General features: G+C 66.2%; 10 protein-coding genes. 6 read left to right on the top strand and 4 right to left on the bottom strand.

Features of this window, described 5'->3' with window-relative positions; genetic code table 11:
* Positions 1–64 precede the first annotated feature (64 nt).
* Complete coding sequence (locus tag AC13EK_RS17720; RefSeq protein WP_069338222.1) at positions 65–1,381, top strand: M20/M25/M40 family metallo-hydrolase; 1,317 nt, start codon at positions 65–67, stop codon at positions 1,379–1,381.
* A 53-nt stretch (positions 1,382–1,434) separates the two neighbouring features.
* Positions 1,435–2,079 (top strand): trimeric intracellular cation channel family protein, encoded by a 645-nt coding sequence (locus AC13EK_RS17725; RefSeq protein WP_069338221.1) that lies wholly within the window; start codon positions 1,435–1,437, stop codon positions 2,077–2,079.
* Between the two features lie 19 nt (positions 2,080–2,098).
* Here AC13EK_RS17725 and AC13EK_RS17730 read toward each other — a convergent pair whose 3' ends face one another.
* Complete coding sequence (locus AC13EK_RS17730) at positions 2,099–3,547, bottom strand: amidohydrolase (protein ID WP_010336076.1); 1,449 nt, start codon at positions 3,545–3,547, stop codon at positions 2,099–2,101.
* 240 nt (positions 3,548–3,787) lie between these two features.
* Between AC13EK_RS17730 and AC13EK_RS17735 the strand changes: the two genes are divergently transcribed.
* The 4 genes from AC13EK_RS17735 (at position 3,788) to AC13EK_RS17750 (ending at position 13,980) form a co-directional block, all read left to right on the top strand.
* The gene (locus AC13EK_RS17735; protein WP_069338220.1) at positions 3,788–6,805 is read left to right on the top strand and encodes a TonB-dependent receptor domain-containing protein; all 3,018 of its coding nucleotides are present in this window, start codon (positions 3,788–3,790) and stop codon (positions 6,803–6,805) included.
* A 62-nt stretch (positions 6,806–6,867) separates the two neighbouring features.
* On the top strand, positions 6,868–9,336 hold the full coding sequence (locus AC13EK_RS17740; protein WP_069338219.1) for a zinc-dependent metalloprotease: 2,469 nt from the start codon (positions 6,868–6,870) through the stop codon (positions 9,334–9,336).
* A gap of 25 nt (positions 9,337–9,361) precedes the next feature.
* Complete coding sequence (locus tag AC13EK_RS17745; RefSeq protein ID WP_069338218.1) at positions 9,362–11,158, top strand: CIA30 family protein; 1,797 nt, start codon at positions 9,362–9,364, stop codon at positions 11,156–11,158.
* Positions 11,159–11,247: 89 nt separating this feature from the next.
* Positions 11,248–13,980: a M14 family metallopeptidase gene (locus AC13EK_RS17750; RefSeq protein ID WP_277788230.1), complete on the top strand. Its 2,733-nt coding sequence runs from the start codon at positions 11,248–11,250 to the stop codon at positions 13,978–13,980.
* 42 nt (positions 13,981–14,022) lie between these two features.
* Here the strand turns inward: AC13EK_RS17750 and AC13EK_RS17755 are convergent, their stop codons facing one another.
* The 3 genes from AC13EK_RS17755 to AC13EK_RS17765 all read right to left on the bottom strand — a co-directional run bounded on the left by AC13EK_RS17755 (position 14,023) and on the right by AC13EK_RS17765 (position 18,241).
* The gene (locus tag AC13EK_RS17755; RefSeq protein WP_069338216.1) at positions 14,023–15,090 is read right to left on the bottom strand and encodes a FecR family protein; all 1,068 of its coding nucleotides are present in this window, start codon (positions 15,088–15,090) and stop codon (positions 14,023–14,025) included.
* Between the two features lie 15 nt (positions 15,091–15,105).
* On the bottom strand, positions 15,106–15,615 hold the full coding sequence (locus tag AC13EK_RS17760) for an RNA polymerase sigma factor (RefSeq protein WP_017500450.1): 510 nt from the start codon (positions 15,613–15,615) through the stop codon (positions 15,106–15,108).
* 82 nt (positions 15,616–15,697) lie between these two features.
* A complete protein-coding gene (locus AC13EK_RS17765) occupies positions 15,698–18,241 on the bottom strand; it encodes a TonB-dependent receptor (RefSeq protein WP_277788231.1) in 2,544 nt (847 codons plus the stop codon).
* Between the last annotated feature and the right edge of the window lie 593 nt (positions 18,242–18,834).

The following is an 18,834-nucleotide window of genomic DNA, read 5'->3' on the forward strand; positions in this document are numbered from 1 at the left end:
GTTCTATTCTACGGCTGCCCCGGAGCGGCCCATTTTTCCTTTGTTTCGGTGAAGTTACGAACCCATGCGACAGACTATTGTGAAGGCGGCGCTGTGCGGCGCGATGCTGCTGGCGACCACGGCACAGGCGGCGCTGAGCCCGGCCGAGCAGAAGATCGGTGCCAGCGTCGATGCCGGTCATGAGCCCGCGATCGCCCTGCTGGAAAAGATCGTGAACCAGAATAGCGGGTCGATGAATGTCGTCGGCGTCAAGGCGGTGGCCGACATGCTGCGTCCCGAGTTCGAGGCGCTGGGCTTCACCGTTACCTGGAAACCGATGGATGCGGTCAAGCGCGCCGGCCATTTCATCGCCGTTCACAAGGGCAAGGTCGGCACGACGAAGATGCTGCTGATCGGCCATCTCGACACGGTGTTCGAGCCGGACTCGCCGTTCCAGACCTTCAAGCGCGAGGGCGACTGGGCTGCCGGACCGGGTGTCGGCGACGACAAGGGCGGAGTGGTGACGATGCTGCTGGCCCTGAAGGCGATGCAGGCGGCCGGCACGCTGAAGAACGCCAATATCGATGTGGTGCTGACCGGTGACGAGGAGGATTCGGGCGATCCGGTCTCGATCTCGCGCGCTGATCTGATCGCGGCCGGCAAGCGCGCCGACGTCGCGCTCGATTTCGAGGGGCTGAGCCGCGAGGACGGCAAGGATATGGGCTCGATCGCGCGCCGCTCCTCCAACAGTTGGACGCTGACCACCAGCGGCAAGTCGGCGCACAGTTCGGGCATCTTCTCGGCCGCCGCCGGTGATGGCGCCGTCTATGAAATGGCGCGGATCATCACCGCTTTCCGCAAGGAATTGCCGGAACCCAACCTGACCTTCAATGTCGGCCTGATCGGTGGCGGCCAGAGCGCCGATGTCGACAAGGACGGGGTGCGCATCGCCGTGACCGGCAAGACCAACATCATCCCGCCGATCGCTGTCGCCAAGGGCGATTTCCGCACGCTCAGCCAGGACCAGACCGAGCGGGTGCGGGCGAAGATGCAGGCGATCGTCGATACCGGCCATCTGCCCGGCACTGGTGCCAGCATCGCCTTTGACCTGGGCTATCCCTCCATGGCACCAACCGCGGGCAACCGCGCGCTGCTGGGCAAGCTCAATGGCATCAACAAGGATCTGGGCCTGCCCGAAATGCCTGAGCTTGATCCGCTCAAGCGCGGCGCCGGCGATATCAGCTTCGTCGCGCAGGATGTCGACGGGCTGGTGGGTCTTGGCCTCGCCTCGACCGGCGACCATAGCCCGGCGGAAAAGGCGGACCTGTCCACCATGCCGCGCCAGGCCAAGCGGGCGGCCATATTGATGACCCGTTTGTCGGCCGAGAAGGGCCGGAAATGATCGATCCTCGGGCGCCGGCTTCCGCTGGCGCCCGATAGCGGCTACGGAAAGCCATGCTGCCGCCGACCCCGACGATCGCCACCCATATCGGACCCGTGCTGGAGGCGTTGAGCCTGATCGGCACCTTCGTCTTTGGGGCTTCCGGCGCATTGGCTGCCGCGCGCCTGCGCCAGACATTGGTGACCTTTGCCTTCTTCGCCCTGCTGACCGGGGTGGGCGGCGGCACGGTGCGCGACCTGCTGATCGATGCGCCGGTCTTCTGGATCCATGATCCGGCGCCTTCGATTGTCTGCATGGCCGCCGCCATTACCGTCTGGATCACGCCGCGCTGCTGGTGGAGCGATCATGCGCTCGACTGGCTCGATGCGATCGGGCTGGCTGCCTTCGCGGTCTTTGGCGCGGCTAAGGCGATGAGCTTTGGCGTGCCGCCCTTTGTCGCGGGAATGATGGGCGTGGTCACCGGCTGCGTCGGCGGGATCATGCGCGACACGCTGGCCGGCGAGCCGTCGATCCTGCTGCGCCCGGAACTCTATGTCACGGCCGCGGCGTTCGCCTCCGGCCTGTTCGTGCTGTTGCGGCTGGCCGGGCTGGATGTGCCGGTCGCCGGCGTGATCGCGGCGCTGCTGGGATTTGGCCTGCGGGCGCTGGCAATCCGCCGTGGGCTGGGGTTGCCCGCCTACAAGGAGGCGGGCGAGTGATCGTCCTGCTTCGGGATCGTCACTTCCCGTTTCGATATTCCAGCGCCGGTCCCTTGTCGCCCAGCAGCGAGCGATAGACGAAATCCTTGCCGCGTCGGCGATCCAGTTCGGCCTTCGCCTCCGCCAGCGTGTCCGGGCTCTGGAACAGTTGCGCGGCGGTCAGCGCCATCGCCTTGGCAGCGACGACCGCGCCCTTGGTGCCGACGCTGGTGCCGCTGGCGGCTACCGCCTGCCAACTGTGCGGCGGGGTGCCCGGCGCCCAGGTGGCCGCGACCATGCCGACCGTCGGCGTCGTGTAGCTGACATCGCCGACATCGGTGGAGGCCGGCGTCAGGCCGCCGCTGCTATAGGCCTCGACGCTGCCGTCGCCCATGCGTGTGCCCTTGGGGAAACTCGACTGGATCTGGGTGATGAAGGCCTGTTCCTGCGCATTGTAGCTGGGCAGGGTCACCTGTTTCAGATTGTCATACATGACATGGCCCAGCGTGTCGTTGGGCAGCAGGTCGAAGGTGCCGCCGACCTGATTGAACTCGACCGTGGTGCCGGTGCCCATGGCCGCGCCCTCGGCCGCCTTCTTCACCCGGTCCATGATGTCGGCGACCACCTGCTGGTTGGGGTGGCGGACATAATAATAGACCTCGGCCGTGTCTGGCACGACATTGGGCGCCTTGCCGCCATCGGTGATGACATAATGGATGCGGGTTTCCTGCGGCACATGTTCGCGCATCATGTTGACCATCGCATCCATCGCCTCGACCCCGTCGAGCGCGGAGCGGCCGCGTTCGGGCGCGGCGGCGGCATGGGCGGCGGTGCCGTGGAAGCGGAACTTGCCGCTGATATTGGCGAGCGCGGTATTCTGCGACGCGCTGTTGCTGTCGGCGGCATGCCAGTGGATCATCGCCGACACGTCCTTGGTCAGTCCCGCGCGGACGATGAAGACCTTGCCCGATCCGCCTTCCTCCGCCGGGGTGCCATAGAGGCGCAGTTCGCCCTTGATCTTGTGCGCGACCATCCAGTCCTTGGTGGCGATCGCAGCCGCGACCGAGGCGGCCCCGAACAGATTATGGCCGCAGCCATGGCCGGCAATGCCCTCGATCGGCTTGCGCACCGGCTCGGCCGCCTGGGGCAGGCCGGGCAGCGCGTCATATTCGGCAAGCAGGCCGATCACCGGACCGTCGCCGGTCCTGAAGCGGGCGACGAAGGCGGTCGGCATGCCGGCGATCCCGGCCTCGACCGTGAAGCCGGCGGCCTTCAACTGCTGCTGCAACAGGGCCGAACTCTTGGTCTCCTGAAAGCCGATCTCGGCATAGTTCCAGATCTGCAGCGCGTTCTTGGCCAGCGTGTCCGCACCGCGATCGACATCCGCCATGATCGCCATCTTGTCGCCATCGGCCAGCGGCCCGGCCAGGGCGGGCGCCGATGCGCCGAGCGCGAGGAGGGCGAGGAAGGAGCGGGCGAAGCGTGACATGGAAGGATCCCCTGGCTGCATGAAGCGGGGCGGTCCGCACCATCCCCCACTGGTGAAACGGCTTATCGATCAGGGCGATGGATACCACCATCACAAAAGTGAAATTTTTGATGGGGGAAATTTTCGGGCCTGCGTCTCCGACAATGAGAGGGTTTCCGGCCACGAGCCGGACGAGGGGACAACCTCAAAAGATCAGAGCCCATCCGAAGGGATCGGATGGCGGGAGCTAGGGGAAGACATATGGGTGTGTATCGGAACAAGGGAGCCTGCGCGGCGAGCCTGATCGCCATGGGATGGGCCATGACCGCAGGCAGCGCATTGGCGCAGGACGCCGCCCCGGCGGCGGATGCGGCGGACGGCATCGTCGTCGTCGGCTCGCAGATCAAGGGCGCCAAGATCAACGAGGCGCTGCCGGTCACGGTGGTATCGACCGACGAGATCAAGAGCGCGGCCGCCGTATCGGGCGACGAACTGTTCCGTTCGATCCCGCAATTTGGCGACGTCCAGTTCAACAGCCAATATCTGCCCGGCAGCTCCAACGGCGCGCGCGGCGACGTCGGCTCGCTCGACCTGCGCAGCCTGGGCATCGGCAACACGCTGGTGCTGCTGAACGGCCGCCGTGTCGTTGCCCACCCGACCAGCCAGGCGAACGACCAGCTGGTGCCGGTGCTGAGCTACAACACCAATGCCATCCCCGTGAACGGGCTCGAGCGGCTGGAAGTGCTGCGCGACGGCGCGGCCGCCATTTACGGCGCGGACGCGGTGGCAGGCGTGGTCAACACCGTGCTCAAGACCGATTATCAGGGCGCCGAGCTGTCGCTGCAATATGGCGGCGCGGAAGGCACCGGCCTGCGCGAGTTCAACGCCAATGGCGTGATCGGCACCAACTTCGCCGAAAATCGGGGCAACATCACCCTGTTCGGCAGCTATGACCATGGCACCGGCCTGGATTCGACCGAGCAATATTATACCGAGTCCTCCGACCGCCGTGGCCTGTTCGAAGGCACCGCGTTCGAAGGCTCGACCTCGCTCGATGGGCGTTCGACCACCACGCCGTTCGCCAACCTGCGCACCTATGGCAATGTGCCGGTGACCATCAACGGCACGTCCCTGACCAACGCATCGGGCCAGTTCCATCTCCAGCCGACCAGCAGCACCGGCTGTGTCGCGGCGATCGGCAATGATCGCTGCATCCAGAATGGGGCGATGGCGACGGCGGGCGCGGACCGCGACCTGCGTTATGACTCGCTGGCGCAGGGCACGTCGATCATGCCGCGCCTCAACCGCCTCAACCTGTTCATGACCGGCCATTATGACATCAGCGACGATGTCACCTTCTTCGCCGAAGCCGGCTTCTATCGCAGCAAGACCAAGGCGCAGCAGAGCCCGGTCGCGACGCTCAGCTCGATCCCCATCTATGTGCCGGCGAGCAATTACTGGAATCCGCTGGGTCAGGCCGTGTTCGCCAACGGCACCGTCAATCCCAACCGCCTGGCCGGCACCAATGCCCCGGCCGAGGGCCTGCCGCTCACCATCAACAATTATCTGTTCGATGACTTCGGTCCGATGAACGTCACCGTGACCAACCAGCAATATCGCCTGCTGGCCGGTCTGCGCGGCGAGTTCAACGGCTTCAACTGGGAAAGCGCGATCAGCTATTCCGAAGCCTGGGCCCGCGACGTCAGCGACAATATCAGCCGCACCAAGCTGCAGGAATATCTGTCGCTCTCGACCCCGGACGCCTATAATATTTTCGGCACGTCGGTGAACAGCCAGTCGACCATCGACGCGATGCGCGAGGAACTGGTTCGCTATACCAAGTCGACCCTGGCGACCTATGACTTCCGCCTCTCCAAGAGCGACCTGTTCACTCTGCCGGGTGGCAATGTCGGCTTTGCCGCCGGTATCGAGGCGCGGCGCGAGACCCAGCTCGACGATCGCGATCCGCGCATCGACGGCACCATCACCTATACCGATCCGCTGACTGGCGCGGTTGCAGGCGACTTCGTCAACTCCGCGCTCAACAACGACACCAGCGGCCATCGCGAAGTGTTCGGCGCCTATGCCGAATTTGCCGTGCCGCTGGTTTCGCCGGAAATGGACATCCCGCTGGTGCGCAGCCTGGATCTCCAGTTGGCCGGTCGTTACGAACATTATAGCGATTTCGGCGATGTCGCCGTGCCCAAGATCGCCGGTGCCTGGGAAGTGGTGCGCGGCATCCGCTTCCGTGGTTCCTGGGCCAAGTCGTTCCGTGCCCCGAACCTGGAGCAGACCAACGCGACGGTCGTGACGCGCGCGAACAGCCGCACCGACTATATCATGTGCGAGGCGGACGTCCGCGCCGGCCGCATCACCGACTTCTCGCAATGTTCGCGGGCGCAGACCACCTCGGCCCGGCGTTCGGGTAACCCGGATCTCGATCCCGAACGGGCAAAGACCCTGTCCTTCGGCGTCGTGCTGGAGCCGCCGCTGCCCGACGGCATGGGCCATCTGACCTTCACCACCGACTGGTGGCGGGTGCGCCAGACCGGCCTGGTCGGCATTTTCGGCGAAGGCAATGCGCTAATCCTCGACTATCTGCTGCGCAAGCAGGGTTCGAGCAATCCGAACGTGATCCGCGCCGCCGCCACCGCTTCGGATATCGAAGCCTTTGCCGGCACCGGCCTGACCCCGGCGGGCGAGGTTCTCTACGTCCTCGATCAATATACCAATTTGCAGCCGCAGACGGTGAAGGGCCTGGACTTCAACCTGACCTATCGCACGCCTGAAACCAGCATCGGCAGCTTCAACTTCGCGGTCAATGCGTCGCACTTCCTGAAATATTATCAGGAACCCTCGCCGGGCATCGCCGAACTGCTGGCGGCGCAGGACGCGGGCGACATCGACGCCGCCGTCAACATCTCGGGCGGCCGCAGCCTGTTGCAGCTCGACCGCAAGCCCAAGTGGCGCGGTTCGGCCTCGCTCACCTGGTCGCTCAATAATGTGACGGTCGGCGCCTTCGCCCAATATACCGGCAAGGTCTATGACACCGGCCTGATCGATGCGGACGGCGATTACTGGACGGTCAAGGCGACCACCACGGCGAACCTCTACGGCCAGTATCGCTTCACCGAGGGATCGCTGAGCGGCACCAGCATGCGCATCGGCGTGCGCAACCTGTTCGACAAGGCGCCGCCGCTGTCGTCCAGTGGCTATCAGGGCCAGCTTTATTCGCCGCTGCGTCGCTATTGGTACTTGAACGTCAGCCACAAATTCTGATGCCTCCTGGGGCACCGGCCATCCGGCCGGTGCCCATTTTTTGCTTTCGGGACATGTTATTGATGAAATCGCTGCGCGCGCTGCCGCTTGTCGCCCTGATGATCCTGAGCGTGCCGGCCGGCACCGCGCTGGCCCAGCCCGCGCCGGCGGCAAGTCCGGCCCCGGCCAGCCTGTTCACGCTGGCGGGCGGGCAGAAGATCGTCCTGCCCAAAGCGGGCGCCAATGGCGTCATCGCCCGCTATCTCTACACCCCGTCGATCGCGGGCGGCCTGGGCGCGGCCGAGATCGGCCTGGATCGCGCGCGGCTGGGCGAGACGCAGGTGCTGCTGTTCCGCAAGGTCGGCAACAAGGTGCTGGCCGAGTTCGAGAATTACCGTTTCCGCGCGCTCAACGGAGACGCCGGCGAGGAGCAGGCAGTCGCGCGCTCCTTCTCCAATTCGCCGATCTGGTCGGGTGATATTGTCAGCGAAGATGACAGGGGCATCACGCTCGATCTGTCCGGCCTGCTGATGCGCGATGCCTTTGACGTTGCCGGGCGGCTGAAGGCGACCAAGGCCGGCAATTTCAAGATTGCGCCGGCGCTGTCCTATGTCGATCCGGCGCAGAGCCTGGCCTTCCCGGACAATGTCGAGTTCGAGGCGGCGCTGACCTTCACCAGCGACGAGCCGGGACGCAGCATCGAGCGCGTGCTGCCCGATGCGCGCGGGCTGACGGTGCGGGTGCATCACAGCTTCATCCGCCTGCCCGATGCAAATTTCCACACCCGCGCCCATGATCCGCGCACCGGCACGTCGGTGCAGGTCATCCGCAACAATTATGCCGCCGCGCTGGACGAGCCGATCGTCACCCGGCTGGTGCGCCGGTTCCGGCTGGAAAAGACCGATCCCAATGCCGAGCGTTCGGCGGTCAGGAAGCCGATCATCTTCTATGTCGACCGCGCCGCGCCGCAGGCGATCCGCGATGCGCTGAAGGAAGGCGCCCAATGGTGGGCACAGGCGTTCGACGCGGCCGGCTTCGTCGACGCCTTCCGGGTCGAGGAATTGCCGGTCGGCGCCAATCCGATGGACGCGCGCTACAATGTCATCGCCTGGGTCCATCGCGAGACGCGCGGCTGGTCGACCGGCACCACCATCGTCGATCCGCGCAGCGGCGAAATCGTGCGCGGCGTGGTGCAGCTGGGATCGTTGCGCGCCTGGCAGGACAAGCTGATCTTCGAGGGGCTGGCCGGCGCGGCGAAGGAGGGCACCGGAGCCAGCGACGACCCGATCATGCTGGTGAAGGCGCGGCTGCGCCAGCTCGCCGTGCATGAGGTCGGCCATGCGCTGGGCCTGTCGCATAATTTCGCCGGTTCGACCTTCGAGAACCGGGCGTCGGTGATGGACTATCCCGCGCCGCGCATCGCCGTGCGGGACGGTGCGCTCGACTTTTCCGACGCCTATGCCACCGGCGTCGGCGCCTGGGACAAGTTCGCGATCGACTGGCTCTATCGCCAGTTCCCGGCCGGCACCGATGAGAAGGGCGCGCTGGACGCCATGACCCGCGCGGTCCAGGCCAAGGGCTATCGCTTTGTCGCCGATGGTGACACACGCGGCGATGGCGATGCCCAGCCCTGGGGCAATATGTGGGATGACGGCACGGATGCCGCCGCGCAGCTGACCCATATCATGGATGTGCGCCGGATCGCGCTCGACCGCTTCGGCCTCGACAATCTGCCGGCCGGGGCGGCGGCCGCCGACCTGCGCCGGATGATCGTGCCGATCTATCTGTTCCACCGCTATCAGGTGACGGCCGCGTCGAAGCTGATCGGCGGGGTGGATTACAGCTATGCGGTGAAGGGCGATGGCCATGAGCAGGCGCTGCCGGTCGACGCCGCGCAGCAGCGGGCGGCATTGCGCGCCCTGCTCGCGACGCTCGATCCCGCCGCGCTCGATCTGCCCGATCGCCTGTCACCTTTGCTGTCATCGATCCAGTCGGGCATGAGCGACCGCCAGACCGACATCGAGCTGCTGCCCGGACGCACCGCCGCCGCCTTCGACTGGGCGCGCGCGGCCGAAGTGGCGGCCGACGGCAGCTTCATCGCGATGCTGGCGCCCGAGCGGCTCAACCGGCTGGTGGCGCAGCATGCCGCCGATGCCGGCCAGCTGTCGCTCGACGAATATCTGGGCGCGATCGACGATCGGGTGACGGTCGCCGGGGCAACGGGCCGGCAGGCGGAAATCGCGCGGCAGGTCCGTGCCCGCTATGTCCTGCGCCTCATCAGCCTGGCCGACGACAAGCAATTGTCGTCGACCGCGATCGCGATCGTGCGGGCGCATATGGAAAGCCTGGCCGGGCGTCTGGGCAAGCGCGGCGCCGCCGCCGACGCTGCGCATAATCGCTATCTCGCCACCATGCTGGCGGCCTCGCCCGAGGAGCGCGCCAAGCTGGCCGAGCCGATCGCGCCGCCGCCGTCGATCCCGCCGGGTGCGCCGATCGGCAGCGATGCCGAATGCTGGTTCTGCATGCCCGCCGTGCCGGCGACCGAAGAATAATCATTGCCTTTGAGGGGGAAGTCCCATGCGTAAATCTGTTGTCACTGCTCTGCTGGCCTCGGCCATCGCCCTGCCGATCGCGCTGCATTCCGCCGCTTCCGTCTCGGCCCCGGCCGATGGCGGCACGGTCGCCATCGTCGGCGCGACCATTTTCGACGGCACTGGTGCTGCGCCCGCGCCCGGCACCGTGCTGATCCAGGATGGCCGCATCACCGCGGTCGGCGCCGATGTGAAGGTGCCGCGCGGCGCCAGGGTCATCAACGCCAAGGGCAAGGCGCTGCTGCCGGGCTTCTTCGACGTCCATACCCACTGGACCGCCGGCGGCAGCCCCAGCACCTTCCCGCAGATCGCCAACGCCTATGTCGCGGCCGGCGTGACCACGGTGAATGATTTCAACGAAGCGCCCGAGGCGTTCGCGCCGCTGCGCGCCTGGCTGGGCCAGATGAACGCCCCCCATGTCCGCTTCGCCGCGCGCATCAGCACGCCCGGCGGCCATGGCGCCGACTGGGCCGATCAGGCGACCACCATCTGGGTCAACACCCCCGGCGCCGGCAAGGCCGCGATCGAGAGCCTGGTGCCCTATCAGCCCGATCTGGTGAAGATCTTCTCCGACGGCTGGCGCTATGGCGTGTCGCCCGACAATACCAGCATGGACGAATGGACGCTGAAGGCCACGGTCGAGGCGGCGCACGTCCAGAACTGGCCGGTGCTGACCCACACTGTCACCGTCGATCGCGGCCTGGTCGCGGCGCGGGCGGGCGTGGACTCGCTCGCCCATGGCCTGCAGGACCGGCCGATCACCGCCGAGGAAGTCGCCGCGATCAAGCAGAGCGGCATGGCTATGGCGCCGACGCTGGCGGTCTATGATCCCTATAAGCGTGGCGACGTGAGGGCGGACGATCCACGCCTGAAGCAGACCTTCCGCAAGTTCGGCTTTGCACTGGGCAATGTGAAGGCGCTGTTCGATGCCGGCGTACCGATCGCGCTGGGCACCGATGCGGGCATGCCCGGCACGCCGCATGGCCCCTCCACCCTGCACGAGATGGAATTGCTGGTACAGGCCGGCCTGACGCCCAGCCAGGCGCTGGTCGCCGGCACCCAGACCAGCGCGAAGATCATGCGCATCGATGCCGATCGCGGCACCATCGCGGTTGGCAAGCGCGCCGACATCGTGCTGATCGACGGCACCCCCTGGACCGACATCAAGGATGTCTACAAGGTGTCGCAGGTGCTGATCGACGGCAAACTGGCCTATGGCGCCGGCGCCCCGGCGCTGCCCGCCGCCAACAAGACCGACCGTCTGCCCTCGATCAGCGTGCCTGCGCTGATCGACGATTTCGAGCGCGACGATCGCCGCTCGTCGATCGACACGCTGCGCGTCGACACGCCCGATGGCGGCATCGACCGGTCGGTCGAGATCACCCAGACGGTGCCGCGCGACGAAGGCGGCAAGGCGCTGTCGCTGTCGGCGCGCATGGCGGTCAAGGAAGCGGCCTATGCTGGCTTTGCCATTCCGCTGAGCCGCGGGTCGATCACCCCGGCGAAGATCAGCGGTTACAAGGGCCTGCGCTTCGAGCTGAAGGGCGACGGCGCCTATACCGTTCGCCTGAACGGCCTGGACGGCGTCTGGGAAGCGCAGGTGCAGGGCGGCGCCGGCTGGGCTGCGGTCGAGGTGCCGTTCAGCCAGTTCAAGCCGGTCGAGCGGCGCGGCAAGACTGGCCCGGCCTTCACCGGTGACGGCATCACCCAGGTCGAGTTCGGCGGATCGCGCGGTCCCGGCAAGCGCATGTGGTTGCAGATCGACAATGTCCGCTTCTACTAAGGGCTGACGGCCTGCTTGAAGGGGCGCGATGAAACATCGTGCCCCTTTCCCTTTCTGCCTGCTTACGACCAGATATCTGGAGAGATTGCATGAAACCCCATTGGCTTTTCCTGTCGGGCGCGCTGCTGTTGCAGGCCGTGCCTGCCGTGGCCCAGACGAGTACGCCGACACCGCCCGAGCGCTTCTTCAAGCAGCCGCCGGGGACTGACTATTATCTCGCCAATTACAGCGAATATGAGGCCTATCTCCAGAAGCTGGCGACCGAGAGCGACCGGATGAAGCTGGTCGACATCGGCAAGAGCGCGGAAGGGCGCAGCCAGTGGATGGCAATCGTCTCCTCGCCCGCGAACCTGGCCAAGCTGGACGAGTATCGCGCCATTGCCGAGAAGCTGGCCCGCGCCCATGGCGTGGACGAGGCGCAGGCGCGCACGCTGGCGGCGCAGGGCAAGGCGGTGGTCTGGATTGACGCGGGCATGCACGCGACCGAGACGGTGACGTCGCAGGGGCAGATCCAGGTGCTTTACCGGATGCTGACCCAGTCGGACCCGGAAACGATGCGCATGCTGGACGACTGCATCATCCTGTTCGCGCATGACAATCCCGACGGCATGGAACTGGTCGCCAACTGGTATATGCGCTCGGCCGATCCCAAGAAGCGCGAGATGGCGACACTGCCGCGCCTCTACCAGAAATATATCGGCCACGATAATAACCGCGACAGCTTCATGGCGGCGATGCCCGAGACCGAGAATGTCAATCGGGTGCTGTTCCGCCAATGGTATCCGCAGATCGTCTACAACCAGCATCAGACCGGGCCGGAGGGCATGGTGGTGTTCGTGCCGCCGTTCCGCGATCCGTTCAATTTCAATTATGACCCGATCGTCATGGCGCAGCTCAACGAAGTCGGCTTCGCCATGCATTCGCGCCTGATTTCCGAGGGCAAGGCCGGGTCCGGCACGCGCAGCGCGGCGCCCTATTCGACCTGGCACAATGGCATGGAACGATCGGTCGCCTATTTCCACAACAGCATCGGCCTGCTGACCGAGATCATCGGCGGGCCGACCCCGGCGAAGATCCCGCTGGTGCCATCGACCCAGTTGCCGCGCGGCGACGAGATGATGCCGATCGGCCCGCGCGACTGGCATTTGCAGGATTCGCTCGACTATCAGTGGACGCTGGACCGTGCCGTCATCGACTATGCCTCGCGCAATCGCGAGCGGCTGTTGTTCAACATCTGGAAGATGGGCGCCAACAGCATCGAGAAGGGCAGCAGGGATAGCTGGACCATCACCCCGTCCAAGGTCGACCGGCTGGCCAATGCCAAGGCGCTCGACGAAGGGCGCGGCCCCAAGAAGGTCGATCCCGGCCTCTACAAGACGATGCTGCAGGCCCCGGCCGAGCGCGATCCGCGCGCTTACATCATCCCCGCCGACCAGCGCGACATGCCGACCGCGATCGCCTTCCTCAACGCGCTTATCAAGAATGGCGTCGAGGTGGAGCGGGCCGACGCGCCGTTCCAGGCGGGCGGGAAAAACTATGCCGCCGGTTCCTATATCGTGCGCACCGATCAGGCCTATCGCCCGCATGTGATCGACATGTTCGAGCCGCAGGATCATCCGCACGACACGGATTTCCCCGGTGGCCCGCCCAAGGCGCCCTATGACATTACCGGCTATACTTTGGCCTATCAGATGGGGATCGGTTTCGACCGGCTGCTCGACGGGCTGGACCAGCATTTCACCCCGGTCCCCGACCTGCTGGCGCCGCCGCCTGGCCGGATTGTCGGCCAGGGCAAGGCGGGCTGGATCGTCGGTCATGAAAGCAACAACAGCTTCATCCTGACCAACCGTCTGTTGAAGGCCGGTGTGCGTCCGGCCTGGCTGAAACAGGGGGTGAGCGCCGATGGCGAGGCGATGCAGGCCGGCGCGATCTGGATCCCGGCATCGGCCGGCGCGCAGAAGATCGTCGGCGACGCGGTGACGGGGCTGGGCCTGACCGCCCATGCGCTCGATGCCGCGCCGCAGGGCGAACGCATTGCGCTCAAGCCCCTGCGCATCGGCCTGGTCGATCGCTATGGCGGCAATATCCCGACCGGCTGGACCCGCTTCCTGCTGGAGAAGTTCGAATTCCCGTTCGCGCCGGTCTATGCCAAGCGTCTGGATGCGGGCAATCTGGCGAAGGATTATGATGTGTTGCTGTTCGCCGACGGCGCACTGCCGCCCAGCGGCGCCTGGGGAACGGCCCGCGCCGGCAAGCAGCCGGACGTCAAGGATACGCCGGCCGAGTTCGTGCCGATGCTGGGCGATCTGACCGACGCCAAGACGGTGCCGGCGGTCGCGGACTTCGCCCGCAATGGCGGCGCAGTGGTGGCGATCGGCAATTCGGCCCGCTTCATCGACCTGCTCGGAACGCCGCTCAAGCCTGCATTGTCCCGCGAGGTGGAGGGGACGATGAAGCCGCTCGACACCAAGAGCTTCTTCATCCCCGGATCGATCCTGCGCGCGCGCGTCGATAACCGCCAGCCGCTGGCCTATGGCCTGCCCGATCAGGTGGACATGTTCTTCAACCGCTCGCAGACCTTCGTGACGGCGAATGCCACTCCTTATGGCCAGGTGTCCTGGTTCGAGGGCCGCGACCTGCTGCGCAGCGGCTGGGCCGTGGGACAGGAGAAGCTGGCCGGCACGATCGCCGTCGCCGATGTCGATGTCGGCAAGGGCAAGCTGCTGGTGATGGGGCCAGAAGTGGCGCAGCGCGCCCAATCCTATGGCACGTTCAAATTCCTGTTCAACGCGCTGCTCTATGGCGCGGCCGATCGGAAATAAGGGAAAGGGGCGGGGCGTCGGGAGGCGCCCTGTTCTTCCGGATCAGCCCCGGACGGCGCAGTCGCCGGGGATGATCTGATCGCCGCGGGTCAGGACGATCCGGTCGGCGCTGCGCGCGACATGCACCAGCCCCTGCTGCTCCAGCGCTTCGGCCAGGCCATCGGCATTGTCGATGTCGAACACGCCGCTGATGGCGATATGGGCGGCATCCTCCTTCACCTCCAACCGGCCCGAGCCATAGCGGTTCATTTCCGCCGCGACGTCGGACAGGCAGCGGCCGGTGAAGACGATGCGGCCGTCGCGCCAGGCACTTTCGCGGGTCACGTCGACCGGATCGACCGAAACGCTCTGATCCTTCTGCGTCAGCCGCATGCCGGCGGGCAACAGGGTGGCGCGGCTGCCATTGTGGGTTGCCGCAGCGGTCACGACGCGGACAAGCCCCTCGGTCGTGGTGACCTGTTCCCGGCCCGAAAGGCGCGACACGTCGAAGGCGGTGCCGACCGCCGTGGCCGTGAGCTTGCCGGCCGATACACTGAAGGGGCGGTTCTTGTCCTTCTGGACGGCGAAATAGGCGCGGCCCGTCTCCAGCGCGACCGCCCGCTTGTCGGTGGAGAAGGCGAAGCGGATCGCACTGTCGGCGTCCAGGATCACGCGCGATCCATCGGGCAGCTGGATATTGCGGCGGCGGCCGGCCGGGCTGAACAGGCGCGTGCCCGCAGCCTGCGCCACCTGTTCGCCGGACAGGGCGGGCGGCACGGGATGCTCGGCGGGGCGGCTGGTGAACCAGAGCGTCGCCGGCACTGCCAGCAGCGCGGTCAGCGAGGCTGCCAGCAAGGCCGCGCGCCACGGGCGGCGGCCGGCCGAGGGGGCGGAGGCTTCGGTCTGGCGCGCCTGCATCTGGGCGAGCATCGCCGCGATCGCATCATCTGGCTCCGCAGCGCCGGCGACGTTCCAGCCGCGCTCGACCGCGTCCATGGCCGCGCGATGCGCCGGGGCCGCGTCGCACCAGGCGGCGATCGCCGCCCGCTCGGCGGATGTCGCCGTGCCGGACTGCAACCGCGCCCAATGGGCGGCGGCGATGTCGAAGGGGTCGTCCCCGTCCTGGGTCATGAAGTGACCGCTATCCTATCGTGCCAAGCGCCGAGCGATATGCGCGACGGCCTTGGCGACATGTTTCTCGATCGCGCTCACCGAAATGCCCAGCCTTTCCGCAATATCGCCATAGGCCAGCCCTTCGTAGCGCCGCATCAGGAAGATGTCGCGGGTCCGTTCCGGCAGCTCTTCCAGCGCGCGGACGACCTGGGCGATCTCTTCCCTTGCCTGTAAGACGCGGTCGGCGGTCCGTTCCTCAGCAGGATGATCCTTTTCCGTCAGTTCATCATGCCCCTTGGCATGACGGACCTGATCGCGCCGCGCTTGATCGCGCAATACGCTGGATGCGGTGCGGAAGATATAGCCTTCCAGATTGTCGATGCCGTCGGGCGACTGGCGCACATGCATGCGCAGCATCACGTCCTGCACCAGGTCGTCGACGATATGGGCGTTGGCCACGCGGCGGGCAAAATAGCGGCGCAGCGCCGGGATATAGGCGGAATAGTCGGTCGCCCTGTTTTCCGCCCCGCCCGGTTGCGGCAACGACGATCCTGATAGACGGTTCAACCCCGAAACCCCTTGTCCGCGCTTTCAAACCCCTTGCGGGCCGCCCCGGCGACCCGCATCACCAATGCCGGTCCCAGCTCAGCAGGATCGATCGCGGTCCTGAACTGAACGTTTGACCGACCCCATATCCGTTAGTCACCGCGCGCAAATTCGCGACGCGGTTGAAAATATTGCGCGCGCGCAGCGACAGGCTGGTCCGCTCGCGACGCCAGCTGACCCCCGCGCCGAACAGTGAGAAGCCGGAGGTCTCGACGAAATCGGGATCGTCACGGGTGAATGTGGACCAGGAACCCGACTGATATTGCCAGTCGCCCTCGATCGTCAGTTGGCCATGGCCGCCGACCGACCAGCTGCGCGCCAGGCTGGCCTGCAACCGGCGATGCGGCACGAAGGGGATGCTGTCGCCCTTGTCGGCGCCGCCGACCAGCGGCGCGGCGTCGGACACGCGGGTCAGGTCGGCGCGGATCAGGCTGGCCTCCAGCCGGGCGGTCAGGCCCGGCAGCGGGCGGGCGACAAGTTCGAACTCGGTGCCCAGGATCATCGCATTGCCGACATTGACCAGATAGGCGTGCGAGCGATTTTCCGACAGCGCCCGATACTGCATGTCGCGCCAGTCGTTCATATAGGCGGTGAGCGTCATCTCGCTGTCGCGCCCCAGATGCAGGTTGAAGCTCAGTTCAGCACCCCACAGGCTGTCGCCATCATAGGTGCGGCGATCGGGCAGCAGCACGGATGCGGTATTGACCCCGCCCGGCCGGATGCTGCGCGTCAGCTGGGTATGCCAACTGGCGCCGGGCGCGATCGGCAGGTCGATATGGACGCGGGTGCTGAGCCCGCCCGACCGACTGACGGTGCGCGGCCAGGAGTCGATCGATCCGCTGAGCAGATTGGGCACGACCACGTCATTCTGCGATGCGACGCGATAATCATCATAGCGCAGCCCGAGCGAAACCAGCAGGTCGTTCTCCCGATAGGAGAGCGTCCCGAACAACGCCGCCTGGTCGCGGCTGATCGCCAGCCGGCGGGCACCGAACAGTTCGCCGGTGACATCGGGATCGCCGCTGTAGGAGGAGAGTTCGCTGCGCAGCCGCTCGCTCCGATGATCGATCAGCACGCCCGCCACCCAGCCCAGCCCATGGGCATTGTCATGGCCCAGGCGCAATTCCTGCAGGATGCGGGTCGACACGATCGGAATATGCAGCAGCGACGGCGCAAGGCCGGCGGCATAATCGGCGAACTGCTGCGTCTGCGCCGGATCGCAGGACGGACTGTCGAGCCCGAAATAGCGTTGGCAGGCTTCGGGATCCTGCCCCTGCAACAAGGTGGCGTTGGTCCGATCATAACGCCGGTCGAGCGACCAGCGATAGGCGGCGGTGATGCTGGTCAGGCGGACCGGGCCGCCGCCATAGCCGATCTTGAGCCGCCCCATCAGGAAATCATGGGTGGTGGGCGCGGCGAAATAGCGGTCGGTGCGATAGGGGCCGAGCGACTGGAACCAGGAGGAGGCATCGGCGATGCGGCGATGCTGCCAGGTGAGCAGCGCCGATATGTCGAGATCGGGCTGCGGCACGATCCGCGCGATCAGGCGCAGCCCCGATATGTCGTCGTCATTGACGTTGCGCGCGCCGGTGCGGACATTGTCGACATAGCCGCCCGCACGGCTGGCATAGGCGGTCGCGCGCAGGGCAGCGCGCTCGCCCAGCGGGATATTGAGCGTGGAGGAGGCCGACAGGTCGGGCTCGCCGCCCTGCTGCATGCCAAGGCCCAGGCTGGCGCCGCCGCCCCATTGGCCGAGATACGGTTCTTCCGGCGCGATCTCGATCTCGCCGGCAAGCGCGCCGACGCCATGTTCGGCGCTGCGTGCGGTGCGGGCGATGCGGACCTGCGCGACGTCGGCCAGCGACAGGTCGCTGGTCGTGCGCGCGGCGTCGCTGCCGGTGCCCGACGGGCCGGCGATCGGCACATCACCGAAATAGACCAGAGTGGTGGATTCTCCCGCCATGCCGACGCCGCGCACGATCAGCGCGCGCTGACCGGCATTGCCCGGTTCGCTGCTGATGCCGGGACTGGCCTCGACCAGGGTCGCGATCCCTGCCGCGCTGGGCCGTAGCCGCAGGTCGCCGGCAAAGCTGACCGGATCGGTTCGGCGCTGGGCGGTGACGATCAGCGGGCGGGCCGGGGGCAGGGGGGATGAGGGGGCGGCGGCGGCAATGTCGGTCGTGCTGCGGACAGGGGAGGCTGGCTCGATCAGGATGACATGGGCGTCCGTCTCGCGGAAGGTCAGGCCGCTGCCCTTGAGCAGCCGGCGCAGCGCGCTCGAAAAGGACATGGTCCCCGACAGCCGGTGTGACGTGGTCGAACCGGCAAGGGCGGATCGGAAGACGATCTGCCGCCCGGCCTGCAGGGCAAGCTGCTGGATCGCGGTTTCGAGCTTCTGACGGGGTATGTCGAATGCCGTGTCGCCGCCGTTGCGGGCGAATGCAGGGGCGGGGATGAGGGGCAGGGCCAGGAATAGGGGCGCGCCGATTGTCGCGATCCGGCGCAGCGCATGCCGCCCCGGCCGCGCGACACCGGCTCTTCTGCACCTTCGTATCACGGACACGCCTTATTCTTCCGACCCGATGTCCAGAACGAGCGACCCCCCACTTTCCATCACGGAATATCCGGTGCCGCGACGGGAGATTGCGCAAATTGTGCAAAGATCATGAACTATCCCCAGGACGCGACGCCGGTTTCCGACGCTGCTGTCCCGTCAATGTGGAAGGAAGCGCATGACGTCGTCGTCTTTGCGGAAGCGAGGGCGATGGGATCGCGGCCGGATTGCTATCCGAAAGGGGCAGGGACGTGAATTAAGTTATTCTGTTCCTTCTACAAGTCGGCCTCGTAGCGCAGCCTCCAGGGCATACAGGTGGGCCGTTGCGCGGTGATTTTCGGCTTTTGAGCCATTTTTTTGCGAGAAAGGTGTTGACGGACTCGAATGACGGGCCTAAATGCCACTCCACCGACGCGGTGATGACCAACGGTTTTCGCCACGCACGGTCGCAAACATAGCAGGACAGTATGTCCCCCGATAGAGATAGCGGGGAACGATCACTGTCCGCTTCGATGTTTGGACGGCTCTTTGACATTGTGATTTAGATGAAGGGACATGTGGGCGGCGGCCCTGGGTTCTTACGGCTTTCAGGCGTAGGAGTT

The sequence above is a fragment of the Sphingobium sp. L-44 genome (assembly GCF_056859495.1).

What these genes read in the sequence shown, in the direction of transcription:
- AC13EK_RS17750 (WP_277788230.1), top strand. Translation starts at nt 11,248, where the DNA reads ATGAAACCCCATTGGCTTTTCCTGTCGGGCGCGCTGCTGTTGCAGGCC.
- AC13EK_RS17725 (WP_069338221.1), top strand. Translation starts at nt 1,435, where the DNA reads ATGCTGCCGCCGACCCCGACGATCGCCACCCATATCGGACCCGTGCTG.
- AC13EK_RS17730 (WP_010336076.1), bottom strand. Translation starts at nt 3,547, where the DNA reads ATGTCACGCTTCGCCCGCTCCTTCCTCGCCCTCCTCGCGCTCGGCGCA.
- AC13EK_RS17735 (WP_069338220.1), top strand. Translation starts at nt 3,788, where the DNA reads ATGGGTGTGTATCGGAACAAGGGAGCCTGCGCGGCGAGCCTGATCGCC.
- AC13EK_RS17745 (WP_069338218.1), top strand. Translation starts at nt 9,362, where the DNA reads ATGCGTAAATCTGTTGTCACTGCTCTGCTGGCCTCGGCCATCGCCCTG.
- AC13EK_RS17740 (WP_069338219.1), top strand. Translation starts at nt 6,868, where the DNA reads ATGAAATCGCTGCGCGCGCTGCCGCTTGTCGCCCTGATGATCCTGAGC.
- AC13EK_RS17755 (WP_069338216.1), bottom strand. Translation starts at nt 15,090, where the DNA reads ATGACCCAGGACGGGGACGACCCCTTCGACATCGCCGCCGCCCATTGG.
- AC13EK_RS17720 (WP_069338222.1), top strand. Translation starts at nt 65, where the DNA reads ATGCGACAGACTATTGTGAAGGCGGCGCTGTGCGGCGCGATGCTGCTG.